This window comes from Dorea sp. AM58-8 (assembly GCF_003464045.1).
Classification (GTDB): Bacteria; Bacillota; Clostridia; order Lachnospirales; family Lachnospiraceae; genus Claveliimonas; species Claveliimonas ammoniilytica.
In genome coordinates this window covers 1-22,383 of sequence record NZ_QSDM01000019.1, presented here as the reverse complement: position 1 = coordinate 22,383, position 22,383 = coordinate 1, and the positions used below count along the sequence as shown (strand labels likewise).

Genomic DNA, 22,383 nt, shown 5'->3' with positions numbered 1-22,383 from the left:
TTCCTTATGGCTCTGAACATATATGACATTGAGATAAACACTGCGGTATGCTATACTGAATCTAAGATGTCTGCTGAAGACGGAAAAAGTCGGGCCGGGTGTGATCTGGCGAGGAGGATAAAAGATATGAGGAATGATGAGAAGAATACATATTCTGATGATGGTAAGGTGTTTTGCCAGCAGTGCGGCGCGAAGATTGATGAGAATGATGTGCATTGTCCGAACTGCGGTGCATTTCAGGGGGAGCGCTATGTGGAGATGCCGGATGATCCTGCAGATGCACCGGTTTACAAGAAAAAAGGCGGCAGCATTCCGCTGATCATTGGAATTATATTGATCAGTCTGCTGATTGTGGGCGGTGGCGGTTATCTGCTTTACAGTCAGGTGTTTGCACCATCGAAGGAAGCCTCCAAAGATTTGGAAGAGCTTGATGAAAAAGAAGAAAAGACAGTAGATGCTGATGAGGTAGATCTGGATAAGGTGGATATTAATGCTACTGAAAATAGTTATTGTACACTGGCCGGAAATGTTAAGAAGGCATCGAATGGCTCAGAGATTCTGAGCTGGGGAGATGGACTGACTGTGTATGCACTGGATTCTGACGGGGATAAGGTGCTGGTAGAAGATGTGAGCAGTGTATATGTGGATGATGCAAAATTACAGACAGGTCTGCTTGCGGCACTGGCGGCTAACGAGAAAGTGAAGATTGGTGGCGATCTGAGTGTGCACGGCGATAAGCTTTATCTGGAAGCGAATAAGGTAATGAATGAAGATGGCGTAGAGCTGGTGCTTGAAAAAGGTAAGACGGAGACCATTACAGAAGAGAAAGAAGCGGTGGAGGAAACTGCAGGTGATGCGGGCGGCTATGTATTGCCGCAGAGCAGCAGCAGACTGCTTACAGATGCTGATGTGGCAGGGTTGAGTTTGCAACAGATTAATTATGCAAAGAATGAGATCTATGCACGCCATGGAAGGCTGTTTGATTCTCGGGAACTGCAGAACTATTTTAATTCCCAGAGCTGGTATTCGGGAACGATCGCACCGGCAAATTTCAGCGAGTCGTTACTCTCTGACGTGGAGAAGAAAAATGTTACATTCCTGAAGAATCTGGAGTTCAGCATTTCTCCAAATGGATATCAGTTAGATCAGTAAATGGATCAGGTGCATTATGAGAAAAGTGCGTATAGTAAGCGCTATGCTGGTTATTGTTTTGGGTGTGACCGGGTGTGGCAGAATTTCGAAACTGACAGATAAGAAATCAGAACAAGAGAAAGTGCGTGTGATTCAAAACGAAAAGCCTGAGAAGAATGAACAGACGGAAGCTCCGGAATTGGAAGAAAAAGAAAAGAAGTTACTTGTGGCAATCGATCCCGGACATCAGGCGTGGGATGTAGATATGAGCGCAAAGGAGCCCAACGCTCCGGGGTCTGCTGAGATGAAAGCGAAAGCAAGTACAGGTACTTCAGGGAAATATACCGGCATCCCGGAGTACGAGCTTTGTCTGGATGTGTCATTACAGCTTCGCGATGCGTTGCGGGAAGCGGGCTATGATGTAATCATGACCAGAGAGGACAATGAAACTGCAATTAGTAATTCGGAACGAGCCATACTTGCTAATGACGCAGGCGCGGATGTTGCGATTCGAATTCATGCCAACGGCAGTGAAGATGCTTCTGCGAATGGGGCGCTGGCACTGATTGCATCTCAGACGAATCCGAATACATCATCGCTTTACGGTGACAGCAGGGAACTGGCAGAAGATGTGCTGGGGTCCTATTGTGCGAATACCGGGATGCAGAACCTTGGTATTCAGGAAAATGATACAATGACCGGTCTTAACTGGAGTGAAGTTCCTGTGATGATTCTGGAAATGGGATTCATGACGAATGAACAGGATGACCGTAATATGGAAGATGCGGATTACCGGAATAAGATGGTAGAAGGTATAGTCCGTGGTGTTGAGCAGTATTATGAATCACATCGAACTTCGGATGCGGATGAGCTTGATGAGCTGAGTACAGAACTTGCGGGCGAGATTCAGGAGCGTCAGGTACAGGGTGAATCCTGGGGCGTATATGTAGAAAAAATCGCTGATGGAAGCTATGCGTTGGCGGGAGATGGCAGACAGGAAGCGGCGAGCCTGATCAAATTGTTTGTTGCCGGAACTGTATATGAACAGCAGGATAATCTGGCTGGACAGGAAAACTATACCGGAGAGACAGAAGCACTTGTGCGGAGTATGATCCGTGTCAGTGATAATGATGCGGCGAATACGTTAGTGAGAAGATTGGGATCCGGTGATGCTGCGGCCGGTATGCAGAAAGTGAATGACTATTGCGCGGAACATGGATACTCGGATACTCATATGGGAAGGCTGCTTTTGGATTTTAATGCGTCAGATGATAATTACACCTCGCCAAAGGATTGCGTGAAGTTTTTAGAGTTGATCGAGAACAATGAGATCGCCGGTGCATCACAGATCCTTGCCTATATGAAAGAACAGGAACGTCGGGGCAAGATTCCGGCAGGGCTTCCGGAAGGAACAATGTGCGCGAATAAAACAGGTGAACTGGAAGATGCAGAACATGATGCGGCAATTGTAAGTACGGACAAAGGTGATTATGCGATCTGCGTGATGAGCAGTGGATTGAATGATACGGCTGCCGCACGTGGCAAAATTGTGGAAATATCTGGTCTGGTATATCAATCTATGATAAACTAGACGCATAGTATCTAATACAAAGGAGGAACCAAAGATGAAGATATGTAAGAACTGTGGGGCGGAGATACAGGATGGAGCTGCATTCTGCACACATTGTGTACAAAAGTGGAAGAACAGAGAGTAGAAGAACAGAGAGTGGAACCTGAGAAAACAGAACAGGTAGCACAACCGGTAGAACCTGAACAGACATCTGGTCAGTCGCAGGCTGAAAGTCAGAATGCCGGAGCGCAGAATGTAAATTATGGGCAGAATCCAAATTATGGTCAGTCACAGAATTATGGACAACAGGGTGGGTATCAGCCGAATTATACACCGTATGACCCGTATGACCACACATCGGAATTTACAGCAAAAGATATTTCTGATAATAAGGTGATCGCAATGCTGGTATATCTGATGGGAACAATCGGAATCATCGTTGCACTGCTGGCAAGTAAGGATTCGCCGTATCTATCATTCCATGTAAGACAGGCACTGAAATTCACGGTGCTCGAAGTGCTTACCGGAATTATAACACTGCTTCTGTTCTGGACATTTATTGTGCCGATCGCAGCGGGTATCTTTGGGATTGTATTGTATGTGTGCAAGATCATTGCGTTCTTCTCTATCTGCAAAGGCAATGCAAAAGAACCATATGTGGTAAGAAGCTTTAATTTCTTAAAATAAGTATTGACAGCATTAGAAAAGTATGCTAATCTACTAAAAGACTGCCGAAGACAGTAGGTGTCCGCGAGGACGTAAGCGTGATGCGCGCCTACCGAGGAAGAATAGATTAGTACGTCATGTATGAATTTCAACCTCTGTGTCTTTGACACGGAGGTTTTTTATATCTATCGGCGGTGTATAAACCAAAATCTATAAGGAGGTGCACCATTCGTGGCAAAAGTTGAATTGAAACAGCCAGTCGTACAGGCTATCGTAAATGACATCGAAGGCGCTCAGTCAATCGTCCTGGTTGATTACCGTGGATTGACAGTTGCAGAAGATACAGCTCTTCGTAAACAGCTGAGAGAAGCTGGAGTAGTTTACAAAGTTTGTAAGAACACAATGATGAAAAGAGCTTTTGAAGGAACAGATTTTGCTCAGTTAGATGAGTATCTGGACGGACCGAATGCTATTGCAATTTCTAAAGATGATGCAACAGCTCCGGCAAGAATCCTTGCTAAGTTTGCAAAAGATGCAAAGGCTCTTGAATTAAAAGCAGGTGTGGTAGAAGGACAGAAGTATGATGCAGCAGCATTGACAGAACTTGCAAAGATCCCTTCAAGAGAAGAACTGCTTTCAAGATTACTTGGAAGTATGCAGTCTCCGATCACAAACCTGGCACGCGTTCTCAACCAGATCGCAGAAAAAGGTGGAGCAGCAGAATGCACACCGGCTACAGAAGAAGCTCCTGCAGAGGCAGCAGCAGAGACTCCGGCTACAGAGGAGTAAGAAGTATGAGGAAGTCTTGTGTGACTTCGGAATACAAAGTTCTTTGTGCCTGACAGCGTAGGCATGAAGGATGTCATTTAATCATGAAAGATCAAAATTAAGAATATGGAGGAAAAATGAAATGGCAAAGTTGACAACAGCTGAGTTTATTGATGCTATCAAAGAGTTATCAGTATTAGAGTTAAATGATTTAGTAAAAGCATGTGAAGAAGAATTTGGTGTTTCTGCAGCAGCAGGTGTTGTTGTAGCAGCAGCAGGTGGAGATGCAGCAGCAGCTGAAGAGAAAGATGAGTTTGATGTAGAGCTTACAGCAGCAGGTGCTTCTAAGGTTAAGGTTATCAAGGTTGTTCGTGAGATCACAGGTCTTGGACTGAAAGAAGCTAAGGCAGTTGTAGATGGCGCACCTAAGGTTGTTAAAGAGGGCGTTTCTAAGGCTGAGGCTGAGGAAATCAAAGCTAAACTGGAAGCTGAGGGAGCAGAAGTTAACCTTAAATAATTCCAACAGGCGAATTGAATTCAGTAATCAAAGCACCGTACAGGTATTGCACCTGTATGGTGCTTTTAAATTTCTTCAAAAAATATGAAACTATGTGTTGACAATATTAAGTGTGTCGTGATATAGTAGAAAATGCGCAATTGTGGAAAGTTGTGCCACTAAAATGCGCCTAAAATTAGCTTGACAAGCTAATCTGTCGTTGAAACTGCAAGATTTCAGGCAAATTGATGCCACAAAATATTAAACGAGGAGTGAATGTCAAATGGAGAAAAACAGAATTCGTCCTATTAAGAGTGGAAGAAGTTCCCGCATGAGCTATTCCCGCCAAAAAGAAGTACTTCAGATGCCGAATCTGATCGAAGTCCAGAAGGATTCCTACAAATGGTTTCTGGATGAAGGATTAAATGAGGTGTTTGATGATATTTCTCCTATTACAGATTACAGCGGAAAGCTTAGTCTGGAATTCGTGGATTTTACCCTGTGTGAGAAGGATGTGAAGTACTCAATCGATGAGTGCAAGGAGCGTGACGCAACATATGCCGCACCTTTGAAGGTAAAGGTAAGACTTCACAATAAAGAAACAGATGAAATTAATGAACATGAGATCTTTATGGGCGATCTGCCGTTGATGACTGCTACGGGTACGTTCGTGATTAATGGAGCAGAACGTGTTATCGTAAGTCAGCTTGTACGTTCTCCTGGCATTTATTATGCAATTGCTCATGATAAACTTGGAAAGAAACTGTATTCTTCAACTGTTATCCCGAACCGTGGAGCATGGCTGGAGTATGAGACGGATTCTAATGATATCTTTTACGTGCGTGTAGACCGCACACGTAAGGTTCCGATCACTGTACTGATCCGTGCACTTGGTATCGGTACTAATCCGGAGATCGTAGAACTCTTTGGTGAAGAGCCTAAGATCCTGGCAAGTTTTGAGAAGGATGCTGCGACCAATTATCAGGAAGGTCTTCTGGAATTATATAAGAAGATCCGTCCGGGCGAGCCGCTGGCAGTAGACAGTGCGGAAAGTCTGATTACCAGCATGTTCTTTGATCCTAGACGTTATGATCTGGCTAAGGTTGGCCGTTACAAATTTAATAAAAAGCTGGCTCTTAAGAACCGTATTTCAGGTCATGTACTGGCTGAGACGGTTGTAAGCCCGTTGACAGGTGAAATCATTGCAGAAGAAGGAACGAAGATTACTAGAGATATAGCAGATCAGATTCAGAATGCGGCTGTTCCGGCTGTATGGCTGGAGAATCCGGAAGAGGAGAGAAAGATCAAAATTCTCTCTAACATGATGGTTGATCTGGATGCAATCGTAGACGTAGATCCGGCTGAACTGGGCGTGACAGAACAGGTATATTATCCGGTTCTGGCTACAATCCTGGAAGAGACAGCAGGTGATATCGATGAACTCAAGGATGCGATCCACAGAGATATTCACGACCTGATTCCGAAGCATATTACGAAGGAAGATATTCTTGCTTCTATTAACTATAACATCCATCTGGAGTATGGTGTTGGTACGGATGATGATATCGACCACCTGGGTAACCGCCGTATCCGTTCCGTAGGAGAACTTCTGCAGAACCAGTACCGTATCGGTCTGTCCAGACTGGAACGTGTGGTACGTGAGCGTATGACTACACAGGATACAGAAGGCATTTCACCACAGTCTCTGATCAACATTAAGCCTGTAACAGCAGCAGTGAAAGAGTTTTTTGGATCTTCACAGCTGTCACAGTTCATGGATCAGAATAACCCGCTGGGTGAGCTGACTCATAAGAGACGTCTTTCAGCGCTGGGACCTGGTGGTCTGTCAAGAGACCGTGCCGGATTCGAGGTACGAGATGTACACTACTCGCATTATGGAAGAATGTGCCCTATCGAGACACCTGAGGGACCGAACATTGGTCTGATCAACTCTCTTGCATGTTATGCAAGAATTAATGAATATGGATTTATCGAGGCTCCGTATCGTAAGATCAATCACGATGATCCGAAGAACCCGGTTGTCACAGAAGAAGTTGTATATATGACAGCTGACGAAGAGGATAACTACCATGTAGCACAGGCGAACGAGAAGCTGGATGAAGAAGGACATTTTGTTCGTAAGAGCGTATCTGGTCGTTACAGAGAAGAGACTCAGGAGTATGAGCGTACAATGTTTGATTACATGGACGTATCTCCGAGAATGGTATTCTCTGTTGCTACAGCATTGATTCCATTCCTGCAGAATGACGATGCGAACCGTGCGCTGATGGGATCTAACATGCAGCGTCAGGCCGTACCGCTTATGCTGACAGAGGCACCGGTTGTAGGTACTGGTATGGAAGAAAAGTCTGCTGTTGACTCAGGAGTATGTGTGGTTGCTGAGCAGGGCGGTATTGTAGAGCGTTCTACTTCTACAGAGATCACAATCCGTCAGGATGACAAGACTCTTAAGAAATACAAGCTGACCAAGTTCCAGAGAAGTAACCAGAGCAACTGCTACAACCAGAGACCGATCGTATTTAAGGGAGAAAGAGTAGAAGAAGGACAGGTAATCGCTGATGGTCCGTCTACATCACAGGGCGAGATGGCTCTTGGTAAGAACCCGCTGATCGGATTTATGACCTGGGAAGGTTACAACTACGAGGATGCCGTTCTGCTTAGTGAGAGACTGGTGCAGGACGATGTATATACATCTATTCATATTGAGGAATATGAAGCAGAAGCGAGAGATACCAAGCTTGGACCTGAGGAAATCACAAGAGATATCCCAGGTGTGGGTGATGACGCTCTGAAGGATCTGGATGAGCGTGGTATTATCCGTATCGGTGCAGAAGTGCGCGCCGGAGATATTCTGGTAGGTAAGGTTACTCCTAAGGGAGAGACAGAGCTTACAGCAGAAGAGAGATTGCTTCGTGCAATCTTTGGTGAGAAGGCACGTGAAGTACGTGACACTTCCCTGAAAGTACCGCACGGAGAATATGGTATTGTTGTAGATGCGAAGGTATTTACAAGAGAGAACGGTGATGAACTGTCTCCTGGAGTAAATCAGTCTGTACGTATCTACATTGCGCAGAAGAGAAAGATTTCTGTTGGTGATAAGATGGCCGGACGTCATGGTAACAAGGGTGTCGTTTCCCGTGTGCTTCCTGTAGAGGATATGCCGTTCCTGCCAAATGGCCGTCCGTTGGACATCGTGCTGAACCCACTGGGTGTGCCTTCACGTATGAATATCGGACAGGTGCTGGAGATTCATCTGTCACTGGCAGCAAAAGCATTAGGATTTAACATCGCGACACCGGTATTTGACGGTGCAGATGAGCATGATATTATGGATACTCTGGAACTTGCAAATGACTATGTAAATCTGGAGTGGGATGAATTCAAGAAGCTTCATGAGGCTGAACTTCTTCCGGAAGTTGTGGATTATCTGTACGAAAACAGAGATCACAGAAAACTGTGGAAGGGTGTACCGCTTTCAAGAGACGGTAAAGTACGCCTTCGTGACGGACGTACCGGTGAGTATTTCGATAGTCCGGTAACAATCGGTCACATGCATTACCTGAAGCTCCATCACCTGGTAGACGACAAGATCCATGCACGTTCTACCGGTCCTTACTCTCTGGTAACACAGCAGCCTCTGGGTGGTAAAGCTCAGTTCGGTGGACAGCGTTTCGGAGAGATGGAGGTATGGGCTCTGGAGGCTTATGGTGCTTCTTACACACTGCAGGAGATCCTGACTGTGAAGTCCGATGATGTAATTGGCCGTGTGAAGACCTACGAGGCAATTATCAAGGGTGAAAATATCCCTGAGCCGGGTATTCCGGAATCCTTCAAGGTACTTCTGAAAGAGCTGCAGTCTCTGGGACTGGATGTGCGTGTGCTTCGTGATGACAATACAGAAGTAGAGATCATGGAAACCGTAGATATGGGTGAAACTGATTTCCGCTCACTGATCGAGGGAGATAGAAAGTATCGTCAGGACGAGGAGAATCTGGGCGAACATGGATATACCGCTCAGGAATTCCAGGGTGAAGAACTTGTGGATGTTGAGGAACCGGAGGATGATGATGACCTCAATGGTGACTTTGAGATTGAATTTGACGAACTGTCTGACGAAGAGTAGAAAGGGGTGCCAGTATGCCAGCAAATAATAATGAACAAACATACCAGCCTATGACTTTTGATGCGATCAAAATCGGGTTGGCATCACCTGAAAAAGTATTAGAGTGGTCAAGAGGCGAAGTTACTAAGCCTGAGACTATTAACTATAGAACACTGAAGCCTGAGAAAGACGGACTTTTCTGCGAGCGCATTTTCGGACCTAGCAAGGACTGGGAATGCCACTGCGGAAAGTACAAGAAAATCCGTTATAAAGGTGTAGTCTGCGACCGATGCGGCGTTGAGGTTACAAAGTCCAGTGTACGTAGAGAGCGTATGGGACACATCGCTCTGGCGGCTCCGGTTTCCCATATCTGGTATTTCAAGGGAATCCCAAGCCGTATGGGACTGATTCTGGATCTGTCTCCGAGAACTCTGGAGAAGGTGCTGTATTTTGCATCTTACATCGTGCTGGATGCAGGTGATACGAACCTGATGTACAAACAGGTACTTTCTGAGGCTGAGTATCAGGAAGCAAGAGAGAACTGGGGCAATGCATTCCGTGTAGGTATGGGTGCAGAGTCTATCAAAGAACTTCTGGAAGCGATTGATCTGGAAAAAGAATACGCAGAGCTGCAGGCAGGTCTTGAGGGCGCTACCGGACAGAAGCGTGCCAGAATCGTAAAACGTCTGGAAGTGGTAGAAGCATTCCGTGAGTCGGGAAATAAGCCGGAGTGGATGGTATTGACTAACATCCCGGTTATCCCGCCGGATCTTCGTCCGATGGTTCAGCTGGATGGTGGACGTTTCGCCACATCTGACCTGAATGATCTGTACAGAAGAATTATTAACAGAAATAACCGTCTGAAGAGACTTCTGGAACTGGGAGCTCCGGACATTATCGTGAGAAACGAAAAGAGAATGCTGCAGGAAGCGGTTGACGCATTAATTGATAATGGTCGTCGTGGCCGTCCGGTTACAGGACCTGGTAACCGTGCACTGAAGTCTCTGTCTGATATGCTGAAAGGTAAGTCAGGACGTTTCCGTCAGAACCTGCTGGGTAAGCGTGTTGACTACTCAGGACGTTCGGTTATCGTAGTAGGACCGGAGCTGAAGATCTATCAGTGTGGTCTGCCGAAAGAGATGGCTATCGAGCTGTTCAAGCCTTTCGTTATGAAAGAACTGGTTCAGAGCGGAGCAGCCCATAATATTAAGAATGCCAAGAAGATGGTAGAGAAGCTTCAGCCAGAGGTGTGGGATGTGCTGGAAGATGTTATCAAAGAACATCCGGTTATGTTGAACCGTGCCCCTACACTGCATAGACTTGGTATTCAGGCGTTTGAGCCTATCCTTGTAGAGGGTAAGGCGATTAAGCTTCATCCGCTGGTTTGTACAGCGTACAACGCGGACTTCGATGGAGACCAGATGGCGGTACATCTTCCGCTGTCAGTGGAAGCACAGGCAGAGTGCCGCTTCCTTCTTCTGTCGCCAAATAACCTGCTGAAACCGTCGGATGGTGGTCCGGTAGCGGTACCTTCACAGGATATGGTTCTTGGTATTTACTATCTGACACAGGAGAGACCGGGAGCTGTCGGAGAAGGCAAGTGCTTCAAGAACGTAAATGAAGCAATTCTGGCTTATGAGAACCAGGCAGTTACACTGCATTCACGTATCAAGGTGCGCGTATCTAAGACTATGCTGGACGGAACTGTTAAGACAGGAACGGTAGAGTCTACACTGGGAAGATTTATCTTTAACGAGATCATTCCTCAGGATCTCGGATTTGTTGACCGTGAAGTTGAGGGCAACGAGCTGCTTCTGGAAGTTGACTTCCACGTAGGTAAGAAACAGCTGAAACAGATTCTGGAGAAAGTTATTAATACACATGGATCAACAGCTACAGCAGAAGTACTGGATGCGGTAAAAGCAACCGGATACAAATATTCTACAAGAGCTGCCATGACCGTAGCGATCGCCGATATGACGGTACCGCCGGAGAAGCCGGAAATGATCGCTCAGGCTCAGGAAACTGTAGATAAGATCACGAAGAACTTCAAGCGTGGTCTGATCACAGAGGAAGAACGTTATAAGGAAGTCGTAGAGACATGGAAGACAACCGATGATGCCCTGACTAAGGTTCTGCTGGACGGTCTGGATGCATACAACAACATCTTCATGATGGCTGACTCAGGAGCCCGTGGTTCTGATAAGCAGATCAAACAGCTTGCAGGTATGCGTGGTTTGATGGCTGATACAACCGGACGTACGATCGAGCTTCCTATCAAGTCTAACTTCCGTGAAGGTCTGGACGTACTGGAGTATTTCATGTCAGCGCATGGAGCTCGAAAAGGTATGTCAGATACAGCACTTCGTACTGCCGACTCTGGTTACCTGACCAGACGAATGGTAGACGTTTCCCAGCACGTGATCATCCACGATGTGGATTGTGCTCAGGAAGGCAAGCCGATTCCGGGAATGTATGTAAAAGCATTCATGGATGGAAAAGAAGAAATCGAGAGTCTGCAGGAGCGTATTACAGGACGTTACCTTGCAGAGGACGTAGTAGATAAAGATGGTAACCCAATCGTAAAGGCGAACCACATGGTTACACCGAAACGTGCGGAGAAGATTATGAAATACGGTGTTGATGAAAATGGTGAATCACTCAAGCAGGTGAAGATCCGTACCATCCTGACATGTAAGGCACACAATGGTGTCTGCACGAAGTGTTACGGAGCCAACATGGCAACCGGAGAGCCGGTACAGGTTGGTGAGGCTGTTGGAATCATCGCGGCACAGTCTATCGGTGAGCCTGGTACACAGCTGACCATGCGTACATTCCATAGTGGTGGTGTAGCCGGAGACGATATCACACAGGGTCTTCCTCGTGTCGAAGAGCTTTTTGAGGCAAGAAAGCCAAAGGGACTTGCGATTATCACAGAGTTCGGTGGAGTTGCCACAATCAATGATACGAAGAAGAAACGTGAGATCATCGTTACCAATCAGGAAACAGGCGAGTCTAAGGCTTATCTGATTCCTTATGGATCAAGAATTAAGATCGCTGATGGAGCTGTACTGGAAGCCGGTGATGAGCTGACAGAAGGTAGCGTTAACCCACATGATATCCTGAAGATCAAAGGACTTCGTGCTGTGCAGGATTACATGATCCAGGAAGTACAGAGAGTATACCGTCTGCAGGGTGTAGAAATCAACGATAAGCATATCGAGGTGCTGGTTCGTCAGATGCTGAAGAAGATCCGCATCGAGGAAGCTGGAGAATCCGGATTCCTTCCGGGAACAATGGTTGATGTACTTGAGTTTGAGGATAAGAACGAAGAGCTTGCAGCAGAAGGACTTGAGCAGGCAACTGGTGAGCAGATCATGCTTGGTATTACTAAGGCATCTCTTGCAACGAACTCATTCCTTTCAGCAGCATCATTCCAGGAAACCACAAAGGTTCTTACTGAAGCAGCTATTAAGGGTAAGGTAGACCATTTGTGTGGTATGAAGGAAAATGTAATTATCGGTAAGCCAATTCCGGCTGGTACCGGTATGAGAAAGTATCGTGATGTCAAACTGAGTACAGAACTCGAGATGAATGACGAGATCACGTTGGATGACGATCTGGTATTTTCAGAAGAAGTGGATGATGTACAATAGGAGCGTAGAACATGAGCAATAAAAATGTTGAACCGGAAAGAGTAAGAAAAGGTCCGATGACCGTAGAGGAAATTAAAGCCATGCGGGCAGCTGAAGGTATGATCGTGGATCTGGAAGACGAAGGTACCAACGTATATGTGATCAAAGCTTACCAGGAGAAGATGAGCGTTGCGGTTGGAAGAATGTATAAGCAGGCCAGAAAGGAAATGGGACTGACTCAGCAGGAAGTCGCAGACGTATCTGGTGTAAAGCGTCCAAATATCGCACGTCTGGAAAGCGGTAAACACAGTCCGACTGTGGATATGCTGAACCGTATTGCGGACAGCATGGGAATGGATATGGAAATCCATCTGATTGAAAGAGAACAATAAATGATATGGAATACTCAGGGGCAGATACTGTCGCTGAGTATTCTTTATATATGATGCCAGGGGCCAAAGGTCTGAATCCACATGAGCTTGCTTGTAAGTGGATGAAAGACCTTGGGACCCGCCCCAATATGAGCATAAAAGTGGGATAGTAATCCCGCGATATGCGAATATTTGGGAGGATTGTGGGAGTGCGAAGCACGAAACAATCCGCAGGCATCAAAAAACATCTATATAGTAAAGATGCCAGGGGCCAAAGGTCTGACAGGCATCTGAATCAGGAGGCAGAATTATGGCAGAGAGAATTACCAGAGAACAGGCACATGATATTTTGATGAAATATATGAAGGGTGAACGCTACATTCAGCACTCTTATGCAGTGGAAGCGATTATGAAAGGACTTGCCAAAAGACTTGCACCGGACGAAGTGGAGTACTGGGGAATTGCAGGACTTTTACATGATCTGGATGAAGAACAGTGTGACTGGCAGCACAATATGTCCGTGCATGGACCGACATCGGTAGAAATCTTGAAAAAAGAAGGAATAGATGATCCGGTTCTTGGGGATGCTATAAAAGCGCACAATCCGAAATGTGGCATGAAAGCTAAGACCAATCTGCAGTATGCACTGCTTGCGGCAGATCCGATGAGCGGGTTTGTTAAGGCAGTTGCACAGATCTATCCGGATAAGAAAATTGCAAGCGTGAAACATAAGTCTGTCATGAAACGATTTAATGAACTCCGATTTGCATCTGGTGCCAACAGAGATTATATGGAAGCAATCGAGTTTACTGGGCTCAGTCTGGATGACTTGATTGATGTGGCTCTGGAAGAAATGGGAGCAATCGCAGATGTCCTTGGATTGTAAAGAGAATAAGACATTGTCAAAAATCAGTAAAATCTTACTTCCTGTTCTTGCTTTATGTTGGATGATGGTGATTTTCTGGTTCTCGGCTGCACCGGCACCAGAGTCATCCGAGATGAGTTATACGGTAGGACTACAGATCGGTAAAATAGCAGTGGCGGGTTTTGATGCGTGGACTACAGAAGAACAAAATGCTTTTGCAGAAAAAATCGAATATCCAATCCGTAAAATGGCACATGCGACAGAATATGCAATTCTTGGAATGCTCGTATCGGGAACAGCGTATGCATATGGTATCTGTGGAAAGAAGGCAATACGATATGCCTGGATTTGGGCTACATTCTATGCCGCGACCGATGAGTTTCATCAGCTTTTTGTACCTGGAAGAAGCGGGCAGATCCGGGATGTGATACTGGACAGCGCAGGGGCTGCGATTGGAATCCTGATATTGTGCAGAGTCGGCAGAGTGCGGCAGAGAGTTGCGAGAAAAAAGTAAAACAGCTTTTTATTTACCGGGGTATGTGTTATAATGAAACGTGTAAGAATGATGGGAGTATTTGATAAATATCATTCCTGGAGTATAAATAATCCAAGCCGTGCAGAAGCAGAGTTCTTTTGTACGGCTTTTTATGTATAAAATCGTATAAGATCAGAGCTTGCCTGTTTTGATTTGATTCAAACATTCTTTATAAAAGCCCTTGACATTTACAGATAAACCCACTAAAATATTCAAGTGTGCACAAAAATGCATTGTTTTTTGTGCGCCAAACATTAGATGTTTAACCAGTAACTTATTTTATTGTAGGAGGTGAATGAAATGCCAACATTTAACCAGTTAGTTAGAAAAGGACGTCAGACTTCTGTAAAGAAATCTACAGCTCCGGCACTTCAGAAGGGTTACAACTCTTTAAGAAAGAAAGTAACAGACACATCTGCACCGCAGAAGAGAGGTGTTTGTACAGCTGTTAAGACAGCTACACCTAAGAAGCCTAACTCAGCTCTTAGAAAGATCGCCAGAGTTCGTCTTTCTAACGGAATTGAAGTAACAAGCTATATCCCAGGAGAAGGACACAACCTTCAGGAGCATAGTGTAGTACTGATCCGTGGTGGTCGTGTTAAGGACTTGCCAGGTACAAGATACCATATCGTTCGTGGAACACTTGATACAGCAGGTGTTGCAAAGAGACGTCAGGCTCGTTCTAAATACGGTGCAAAGAGACCAAAAGACGCTAAATAAGATATTTAGACAAGATATCATAAGCGCGTAAGCGCAGACAACTGTTATTCACAAACAGAACTATGATGAAGTAAGTTGCAGGGTAGAAGATATATCTGCAGATAGAACAATGCGTATCTGTAGACATTTTCCTGAAGTATGCCCTGTGCACTACACAGTATCATTAGAACGACACATGTGAGTACCTATGAATTAAATCAATATATTTAAGGAGGGAAGAACCGTGCCACGTAAAGGACATACTCAGAAAAGAGACGTATTAGCGGATCCAATGTACAACAACAAAGTGGTTACAAAGCTTATCAACAACATCATGTTAGATGGTAAGAAGGGCGTAGCTCAGAAGATTGTATACGGTGCATTCGCAAGAGTAGAAGAAAAGACAGGCAAGCCGGCAATCGAAGTATTTGAGGAGCTATGAACAATATCATGCCAGTACTCGAGGTTAAAGCAAGACGTATCGGTGGTGCAACATACCAGGTACCGATCGAGGTAAGAGCAGACAGAAGACAGGCACTTGCACTTCGTTGGCTGACCATGTTCTCACGCAAGAGAGGCGAGAAGACCATGGAAGAGAGACTTGCAAACGAAATTATGGATGCTATGAACAACACAGGCGCATCTGTAAAGAAAAAAGAAGATATGCACAAGATGGCAGAAGCAAACAAGGCGTTTGCTCACTATCGTTTCTAATTTTAGGAGGCAATAATGGCTGGAAGAGAATATCCATTGGAGAGAACCAGGAATATCGGTATTATGGCGCATATTGACGCTGGTAAGACTACACTTACAGAGCGTATTCTTTACTATACCGGTGTAAATTATAAAATTGGTGATACTCATGAAGGTACTGCTACCATGGACTGGATGGAACAGGAGCAGGAAAGAGGTATCACTATCACATCAGCCGCTACCACATGTCACTGGACTCTGCAGGAAAACTGCAAGCCAAAGGCAGGTGCTAAGGAACATCGTATCAACATCATCGATACTCCGGGACACGTTGACTTTACTGTAGAGGTAGAGCGTTCACTTCGTGTACTGGACGGCGCTGTTGGTGTGTTCTGTGCTAAGGGTGGTGTTGAGCCACAGTCAGAAAACGTATGGCGTCAGGCTGACACATACAATGTACCTAGAATGGCATTCATCAATAAGATGGATATCCTGGGTGCTGATTTCTACAATGCAGTAGACCAGATCAGAACAAGACTTGGTAAGAACGCTATCGTTCTTCAGTTGCCAATCGGTAAAGAAGATGATTTCCAGGGAATCATTGACCTGATGGAAATGAAAGCTTACATCTACAATGATGATAAGGGTGATGATATTTCTATCACAGATATCCCGGCTGATATGGCTGATGATGCTGAACTGTATCGTTCAGAACTCGTAGAGAAGATCTGCGAACTGGATGACGAACTTATGATGATGTATCTGGAAGACGAAATTCCGGAAGTAGACCAGCTTAAGGCAGTTCTTCGTAAAGCTACATGTGAGTGTACAGCAGTACCAGTTTGCTGCGGGAGTGCTTACAGAAATAAAGGTGTTCAGAAACTTCTGGATGCTATTCTTGAGTACATGCCAGCTCCTACAGATATCCCATCTATCAAGGGAACTGATATGGATGGTAATGAAGTTGAGAGACATTCATCTGATGATGAGCCGTTCTCAGCTCTGGCATTCAAGATCATGGCTGACCCATTCGTTGGTAAGCTTGCATTCTTCCGAGTATATTCAGGAACTATGAACTCAGGTTCTTATGTATATAACTCAACAAAAGATAAAAAAGAGCGTGTAGGACGTATCCTTCAGATGCACGCTAACAAACGTCAGGAACTGGATAAAGTATATTCAGGAGATATCGCAGCTGCAGTTGGATTTAAGATCACTACAACAGGTGATACAATCTGTGACGAGCAGCATCCGGTAATCCTTGAGTCTATGGAATTCCCAGAGCCGGTTATCGAGCTGGCTATCGAGCCTAAGACTAAGGCTTCTCAGGGTAAACTTGGTGAGTCTCTTGCTAAACTGGCAGAAGAAGATCCGACATTCCGTGCTCATACAGATCACGAGACAGGTCAGACAATCATCGCTGGTATGGGTGAGCTCCACCTGGAAATCATCGTAGACAGACTTCTGCGTGAGTTCAAGGTAGAGGCTAATGTAGGTGCTCCTCAGGTTGCGTACAAAGAAGCATTTACTAAGGCAGTTGACGTTGACAGCAAATACGCTAAACAGTCAGGTGGACGTGGACAGTACGGACACTGTAAAGTTAAATTTGAGCCTATGGATGCCAACGGTGAAGAACTGTTCAAGTTTGAATCTACTGTTGTCGGTGGTGCTATTCCGAAGGAATATATCCCAGCTGTAGGCGAAGGTATCGAGGAAGCTATGAAGTCTGGTATTCTTGGAGGATTCCCGGTAGTTGGTATTCATGCTAACGTATACGACGGATCTTACCATGAAGTCGATTCAAGTGAAATGGCATTCCATATTGCCGGTTCCCTTGCATTTAAGGATGCTATGAAGAAAGCTGCTCCGGTACTGCTTGAGCCTATCATGAAGGTAGAAGTAACCATGCCTGAAGAGTACATGGGAGATATTATCGGTGATATCAACTCTCGTCGTGGACGTATCGAAGGTATGGATGATCTGGGCGGTGGAAAGATTGTACATGGATACGTACCGCTTTCAGAAATGTTCGGATACTCTACAGACCTTCGTTCCAGAACACAGGGACGTGGTAACTACTCAATGTTCTTCGAGAAGTATGAGCCGGTTCCGAAGTCAGTTCAGGAGAAGATCTTATCTGGTAAAGAGAGCAAATAATAAAACAGGCGTATTTTGTGCTTAAAAAGTATGGAAAAGGCTTGAAAAACTGGGCATTTTGAAATATAATCAAAATTAGCCGAGTTAACATGAAAAAATAAAAAAGCCTGAGAAGGCAATTGAATAAGGAGGATATTCAAAATGGCAAAAGCTAAATTTGAAAGAACAAAACCACATTGTAATATCGGTACCATCGGCCACGTTGACCATGGTAAAACTACTCTGACAGCAGCAATCACAAAGGTTCTGTCTGAGAGAGTAGAAGGTAATGCGGCTGTAGATTTCGAGAACATCGATAAAGCTCCAGAAGAGAGAGAGCGTGGAATCACTATCTCTACAGCACACGTAGAGTATGAGACAGCTAAGAGACATTACGCACACGTTGACTGCCCAGGACATGCTGACTACGTTAAGAACATGATTACTGGTGCTGCTCAGATGGATGGAGCTATCCTTGTAGTAGCTGCAACTGATGGTGTTATGGCTCAGACTTCAGAGCATATCCTGCTTTCACGTCAGGTAGGTGTTCCTTACATCGTAGTATTCATGAACAAATGTGACATGGTAGACGATGAGGAGCTTCTTGAACTGGTAGAGATGGAAATCCGTGAGAAACTTGACGAGTATGAATTCCCAGGCGATGACACACCAATCATCCAGGGATCAGCTCTTAAAGCTCTTGAGGATCCACACTCAGAGTGGGGCGACAAGATCATGGAACTGATGGATACTGTTGATGAGTACATCCCAGACCCACAGCGTCCTACAGATCAGCCATTCCTTATGCCAATCGAGGACGTATTCACTATCACAGGACGTGGTACTGTTGCAACTGGTAGAGTAGAGCGTGGTACAATCCACCTCAACGAAGAAGTTGAAATCGTTGGTATTAAAGAAGAGATCCAGAAGACAACTGTAACTGGTATCGAGATGTTCCGTAAGCTCCTTGACGAAGGACAGGCTGGTGATAACATCGGTGCTCTGCTTCGTGGTATCAAGAGAGAAGACGTCGAAAGAGGTCAGTGTCTTATTAAACCAGGCAGCGTAACCTGCCACAGAAAGTGTACTGGTCAGGTATACGTTCTGACAAAAGACGAAGGTGGACGTCATACTCCATTCTTCAACAACTACCGTCCACAGTTCTACTTCAGAACAACAGACGTAACAGGTGTATGTAACCTTCCAGAAGGTGTTGAAATGTGTATGCCTGGAGATAACGTAGAGATGACAATCGAACTGATTCATCCAGTAGCTATGGAGCAGGGTCTTCGTTTCGCTATCCGTGAAGGTGGACGTACTGTAGGATCAGGACGTGTTGCTACAATCATCGAGTAATTATAATCTGTTATCAGAATATTAACTCAAATATTTACCCCAGAGGCTTAGGCTTCTGGGGTATTTTTAAAATTCAACTTGGCATTCGCTGTAATCTGAATTATAATATTCTACACAATAGAGAGTAAGGCATGGGAGGTTTGAACTATGAAGGAAAAGATTGCTAAGATTGGTTGGAAGAATATTGCAATCGTGGTTCTTGCTGTACTGCTTGTGATATCTGTGAGCCAGTTACATATGCTGCGTAATACTTACAAAGAAGTGTATTCAGAGAATATGGAATTGAACAGTAAGATGGCTGAATTAAGGGAGAAGAACGCCAGTCTGGAAGCGCAGATTGAGAGTGCGGGAGAGATGTCATCGTCTGGAGAGGATTCTGCTAAAGATTCAAAGACAAATTCGGATAACTAATTGTTGTACGAGATGATTTCCATACGGTATAATATATATCAAATGTCATGATAGGATGGAATGGGGAAATGAAGAAAAAACTCACATATAAAGGCGTAATTGGGGAAGTCTTTACGTTGACAGGAGCGGTGGCAATCATTGCAGCAGCTGTATACTTTTTTTTGGTACCGAGTCATACAACGGTCAGTAGCATTTCTGGTCTTGGAATTATACTTACGAATTTTATACCGTTGCCGTTGTCGGTAATTACGATGATCCTGAATGTGGTATTACTGCTCATCGGATTCATTACCTGCGGGAAGGAATTTGGTATAAAAACGGTCTATACCAGTATTGCATTGCCAGTGTTTATCGGATTATTCGAGAGAATATTTCCAAATATTGAATCCCTGACGAACAGTCAGGAGTTGGATGTGCTGTGCTATGTATTGGTAGTCAGTGTAGGACTCAGCATTCTGTTTAATATGAATGCATCTTCCGGCGGCCTGGATATTGTGGCAAAGATTATGAATAAGTATCTGCATATCGAACTTGGCAGAGCAATGTCTTTGTCTGGAATGTGTGTGGCGCTTTCGGCAGCATTGGTCTATGATAAAAAGACGGTCGTATTAAGTATCCTTGGCACATATTTTAATGGCATTGTGGTAGATCATTTTATCTTTGGCCAGAATCTGAAACGGCGAGTCTGCATCATTACGAAACATGAGGAAGAACTACGGAGATTTATTCTCCATGAACTACACAGTGGAGCAACAATTTATGAGTCGATCGGTGCCTACAACATGGAAAAGAGACATGAGATCATTACCATTGTGGATAAGAATGAATATCAGAAACTGATGAATTACATTAACAAGCTTGATCCGAAGGCATTTATTACCGTATATACGGTATCGGATATGCGTTATCAACCGAAGATACCGGGAGCTGGTGCATTTTAGTACACGGATAGCTGGTGACGGGTATTACGCTGGGCGCAGTTGGCATTGGTTATATATACAAGAAGATATTGGCTTGTGAGGAGGAATAGAGAATGGATTATACAGAGGCACTAATGAATCTGATTATGGTACTCGGATTCGTATTGGTATTTAGTCCAAAGACTTCCTATATTTATGCGAATACAACCGAGAAACATCAAAAGTTTTATCGTGGTATTGGCATTGTTCTGGCAGTCTGGGGAGTTGCATCACATGTTCTTAAATAATTTAAACAGAGGATAATAGGGAAAATGAGGTCATAGTTAATCAAAGCGTTTGATTAACTATGGCCTTTTGCATATATGTACATATTAAAGATTGCGAAGTATTTCCTCAAGCACGTCATCCACACAGTCCGTGATATGGTCGGCAAGTGCACGTACTTCGGGCATGCCGGTGGACATGGCATAGCTGGTTCCTGCAACTTTTAACATTTCGATATCATTCAACTGATCGCCGAATGCAATACACTCAGATGGATCGATATGCAGGTAATCCAGAATGGCTTTTAATCCAAGACCTTTGTTGGCGTTATCTCCAACAAAGTCTACCCAGATCAGACCGGCAGTCACAGCATGCACTTCGCCCTGGAACAATTTACCGAAATGTGGTCCGATGCGTGTTGTGCCATGCTTTGGGTCGCAGACGGCAATTTTCAGGATTGGCTCTGGGACATCTGTTTTGAGATCCTTCACTTTTGTAACGTTATACTTATTTGTGTTTTTGATCAGATCATATATTTCCGGATTGTCGGTGTCTATGTAACTTGTATTTACTCCGGAAACCATGCCGTAACAATCAGGAAAATCGTGGATTGCATCAATAATATCCATGCAGATATCCTGTGGCAGATACATTTTGCTGATGATTTCATTCTTGTGTGCGCAGAGGCAGCCATTTTCGGCAGCATAGCAGATATTCTCGCTGATGGGGTCAAACATTCGGCGGAGATTACTGTATTGCCGACCACTTGCGGCGGTAAAATATATCCCCTTATCGATGAGACGGCGAATTAAATCAGCAGTCCGCTCCGGAACGATCTGTCCATGATTGGTAAGTAATGTACCATCAATATCGCTTGCAATTAATTTTATCATAATAAGATACCTCAAATAAATTGTTGATTAAGATCGATATTTATTATAATATAAGAAGTGAAAAATGAAAAGGTATTACGTAGTACCTTTGAAGTCCAGAAAGGGGAACGGAAATTATGAAAATAGGAATTGGAAATGATCATGCTGCAGTAGATATGAAGAATGAGATTTCAGAATATCTGAAGGAAAAAGGATATGAAGTAGTTAATTACGGAACAGACTCTAATGAGAGCTGTGACTATCCGGTATATGGAGAAAAGGTCGGTGAAGCAGTAGCGCATGGTGATGTGGATCTTGGTATCCTGATCTGCGGTACAGGAGTTGGTATTTCTCTGGCTGCTAATAAAGTAGAAGGTATCCGTGCAGTTGTCTGCAGCGAGCCATATACAGCTAAACTTTCCAGACAGCACAATAATACCAACATCCTTGCATTTGGAGCAAGAGTTATCGGTATCGAGACAGCTAAGATGATCGTAGATGAGTGGCTGAATGCAGAATTCATGGGCGGAAAGCATGAGAGACGTGTGAACATGCTGATGGATATCGAGAAAAGAAAAATCCATGGTGATAAATAATCAGTAAGAATCTCGTGATAAACCAGAGGATTACAGTACATAAGCCTGATTGTTTCGGAAGGAACAGTCGGGCTTTTTAGCATTTCCGATGTTGTGGCATATTCTGATATAGAGTGGATAAAAAGGATATGGTAAATATGGCTTATTCAATTATGATGGATGCCGGTCATGGGGGTTGTAGATAACGCAAGTAATGAAAACAACGAAAATACAAGGAGAAAGGCAACTGTTGTACCTACTAAAATAGAATATGTGTGAGAGGACAAGCCTTTCCGT

General features: G+C 44.5%; 20 protein-coding genes, 1 pseudogene and 1 other annotated feature. Of the genes and pseudogenes, 19 read left to right on the top strand and 2 right to left on the bottom strand.

The genetic code is table 11. The features are described 5' to 3' along the window. Positions 1 to 126 precede the first annotated feature (126 nt). From DXA18_RS12385 to DXA18_RS16210, 9 genes are all read left to right on the top strand, one after another. Positions 127 to 1,152 carry a YARHG domain-containing protein gene (locus DXA18_RS12385; RefSeq protein WP_158567137.1) on the top strand — a complete coding sequence of 342 codons (1,026 nt, stop codon included), beginning with the start codon at positions 127 to 129 and terminating at the stop codon, positions 1,150 to 1,152. Positions 1,153 to 1,168: 16 nt separating this feature from the next. Continuing rightward, the gene (locus tag DXA18_RS12380) at positions 1,169 to 2,722 is read left to right on the top strand and encodes an N-acetylmuramoyl-L-alanine amidase (protein ID WP_118384161.1); all 1,554 of its coding nucleotides are present in this window, start codon (positions 1,169 to 1,171) and stop codon (positions 2,720 to 2,722) included. A gap of 34 nt (positions 2,723 to 2,756) precedes the next feature. Then, positions 2,757 to 2,846: a zinc-ribbon domain-containing protein gene (locus DXA18_RS12375; protein ID WP_118384160.1), complete on the top strand. Its 90-nt coding sequence runs from the start codon at positions 2,757 to 2,759 to the stop codon at positions 2,844 to 2,846. 11 nt (positions 2,847 to 2,857) lie between these two features. Beyond that, positions 2,858 to 3,388, top strand: a complete 531-nt coding sequence (locus DXA18_RS16215) for a DUF4870 domain-containing protein (RefSeq protein ID WP_147345599.1) — start codon at positions 2,858 to 2,860, stop codon at positions 3,386 to 3,388. Positions 3,389 to 3,414: 26 nt separating this feature from the next. Beyond that, positions 3,415 to 3,557, top strand: a sequence feature (ribosomal protein L10 leader region). Between the two features lie 41 nt (positions 3,558 to 3,598). Beyond that, entirely contained in the window at positions 3,599 to 4,156 is a 558-nt protein-coding gene (gene rplJ / locus DXA18_RS12365; protein WP_118384158.1) for a 50S ribosomal protein L10, read from the top strand. Positions 4,157 to 4,277: 121 nt separating this feature from the next. After that, positions 4,278 to 4,652 carry a 50S ribosomal protein L7/L12 gene (gene rplL, locus DXA18_RS12360; RefSeq protein ID WP_118384157.1) on the top strand — a complete coding sequence of 125 codons (375 nt, stop codon included), beginning with the start codon at positions 4,278 to 4,280 and terminating at the stop codon, positions 4,650 to 4,652. Positions 4,653 to 4,914: 262 nt separating this feature from the next. Further along, positions 4,915 to 8,775, top strand: coding sequence for a DNA-directed RNA polymerase subunit beta (rpoB, locus tag DXA18_RS12355; protein ID WP_118384156.1), 3,861 nt, complete (start codon positions 4,915 to 4,917; stop codon positions 8,773 to 8,775). A gap of 14 nt (positions 8,776 to 8,789) precedes the next feature. After that, a complete protein-coding gene (gene rpoC, locus DXA18_RS12350) occupies positions 8,790 to 12,410 on the top strand; it encodes a DNA-directed RNA polymerase subunit beta' (RefSeq protein ID WP_118384155.1) in 3,621 nt (1,206 codons plus the stop codon). A gap of 11 nt (positions 12,411 to 12,421) precedes the next feature. Further along, positions 12,422 to 12,781 (top strand): helix-turn-helix transcriptional regulator, encoded by a 360-nt coding sequence (locus DXA18_RS16210; protein ID WP_243007126.1) that lies wholly within the window; start codon positions 12,422 to 12,424, stop codon positions 12,779 to 12,781. A gap of 44 nt (positions 12,782 to 12,825) precedes the next feature. On the opposite strand, the gene DXA18_RS17480 is transcribed toward DXA18_RS16210, so the two are convergent. After that, a complete protein-coding gene (locus DXA18_RS17480) occupies positions 12,826 to 13,008 on the bottom strand; it encodes a hypothetical protein (protein ID WP_118384154.1) in 183 nt (60 codons plus the stop codon). A 62-nt stretch (positions 13,009 to 13,070) separates the two neighbouring features. Between DXA18_RS17480 and DXA18_RS12335 the strand changes: the two genes are divergently transcribed. The 9 genes and pseudogenes from DXA18_RS12335 to DXA18_RS15685 all read left to right on the top strand — a co-directional run bounded on the left by DXA18_RS12335 (position 13,071) and on the right by DXA18_RS15685 (position 20,662). After that, entirely contained in the window at positions 13,071 to 13,646 is a 576-nt protein-coding gene (locus tag DXA18_RS12335) for an HD domain-containing protein (RefSeq protein WP_118384153.1), read from the top strand. Next, positions 13,630 to 14,139 carry a VanZ family protein gene (locus tag DXA18_RS12330; RefSeq protein WP_158567134.1) on the top strand — a complete coding sequence of 170 codons (510 nt, stop codon included), beginning with the start codon at positions 13,630 to 13,632 and terminating at the stop codon, positions 14,137 to 14,139. The genes DXA18_RS12335 and DXA18_RS12330 overlap by 17 nt, the downstream gene beginning before the upstream one ends. A 321-nt stretch (positions 14,140 to 14,460) precedes the next feature. Beyond that, entirely contained in the window at positions 14,461 to 14,880 is a 420-nt protein-coding gene (gene rpsL, locus DXA18_RS12325) for a 30S ribosomal protein S12 (protein WP_118384151.1), read from the top strand. A gap of 223 nt (positions 14,881 to 15,103) precedes the next feature. Further along, positions 15,104 to 15,573: pseudogene (gene rpsG / locus DXA18_RS12320) on the top strand (30S ribosomal protein S7). 15 nt (positions 15,574 to 15,588) lie between these two features. Further along, positions 15,589 to 17,709 (top strand): elongation factor G, encoded by a 2,121-nt coding sequence (fusA, locus tag DXA18_RS12315; RefSeq protein WP_118384150.1) that lies wholly within the window; start codon positions 15,589 to 15,591, stop codon positions 17,707 to 17,709. 141 nt (positions 17,710 to 17,850) lie between these two features. Continuing rightward, a complete protein-coding gene (gene tuf / locus DXA18_RS12310; RefSeq protein ID WP_118384149.1) occupies positions 17,851 to 19,044 on the top strand; it encodes an elongation factor Tu in 1,194 nt (397 codons plus the stop codon). A 147-nt stretch (positions 19,045 to 19,191) separates the two neighbouring features. Further along, positions 19,192 to 19,455: a hypothetical protein gene (locus tag DXA18_RS12305; protein ID WP_118384148.1), complete on the top strand. Its 264-nt coding sequence runs from the start codon at positions 19,192 to 19,194 to the stop codon at positions 19,453 to 19,455. A gap of 68 nt (positions 19,456 to 19,523) precedes the next feature. Next, positions 19,524 to 20,396, top strand: coding sequence for a YitT family protein (locus tag DXA18_RS12300; RefSeq protein ID WP_118384147.1), 873 nt, complete (start codon positions 19,524 to 19,526; stop codon positions 20,394 to 20,396). A 92-nt stretch (positions 20,397 to 20,488) separates the two neighbouring features. Continuing rightward, a complete protein-coding gene (locus tag DXA18_RS15685; RefSeq protein WP_158567133.1) occupies positions 20,489 to 20,662 on the top strand; it encodes a hypothetical protein in 174 nt (57 codons plus the stop codon). An 84-nt stretch (positions 20,663 to 20,746) separates the two neighbouring features. On the opposite strand, the gene DXA18_RS12295 is transcribed toward DXA18_RS15685, so the two are convergent. Next, positions 20,747 to 21,532, bottom strand: a complete 786-nt coding sequence (locus DXA18_RS12295; protein ID WP_118384146.1) for an HAD family hydrolase — start codon at positions 21,530 to 21,532, stop codon at positions 20,747 to 20,749. A gap of 116 nt (positions 21,533 to 21,648) precedes the next feature. On the opposite strand from DXA18_RS12295, the gene rpiB reads away from it, so the two are divergent. Beyond that, complete coding sequence (rpiB, locus tag DXA18_RS12290; RefSeq protein WP_118384145.1) at positions 21,649 to 22,107, top strand: ribose 5-phosphate isomerase B; 459 nt, start codon at positions 21,649 to 21,651, stop codon at positions 22,105 to 22,107. Positions 22,108 to 22,383 lie beyond the last annotated feature (276 nt).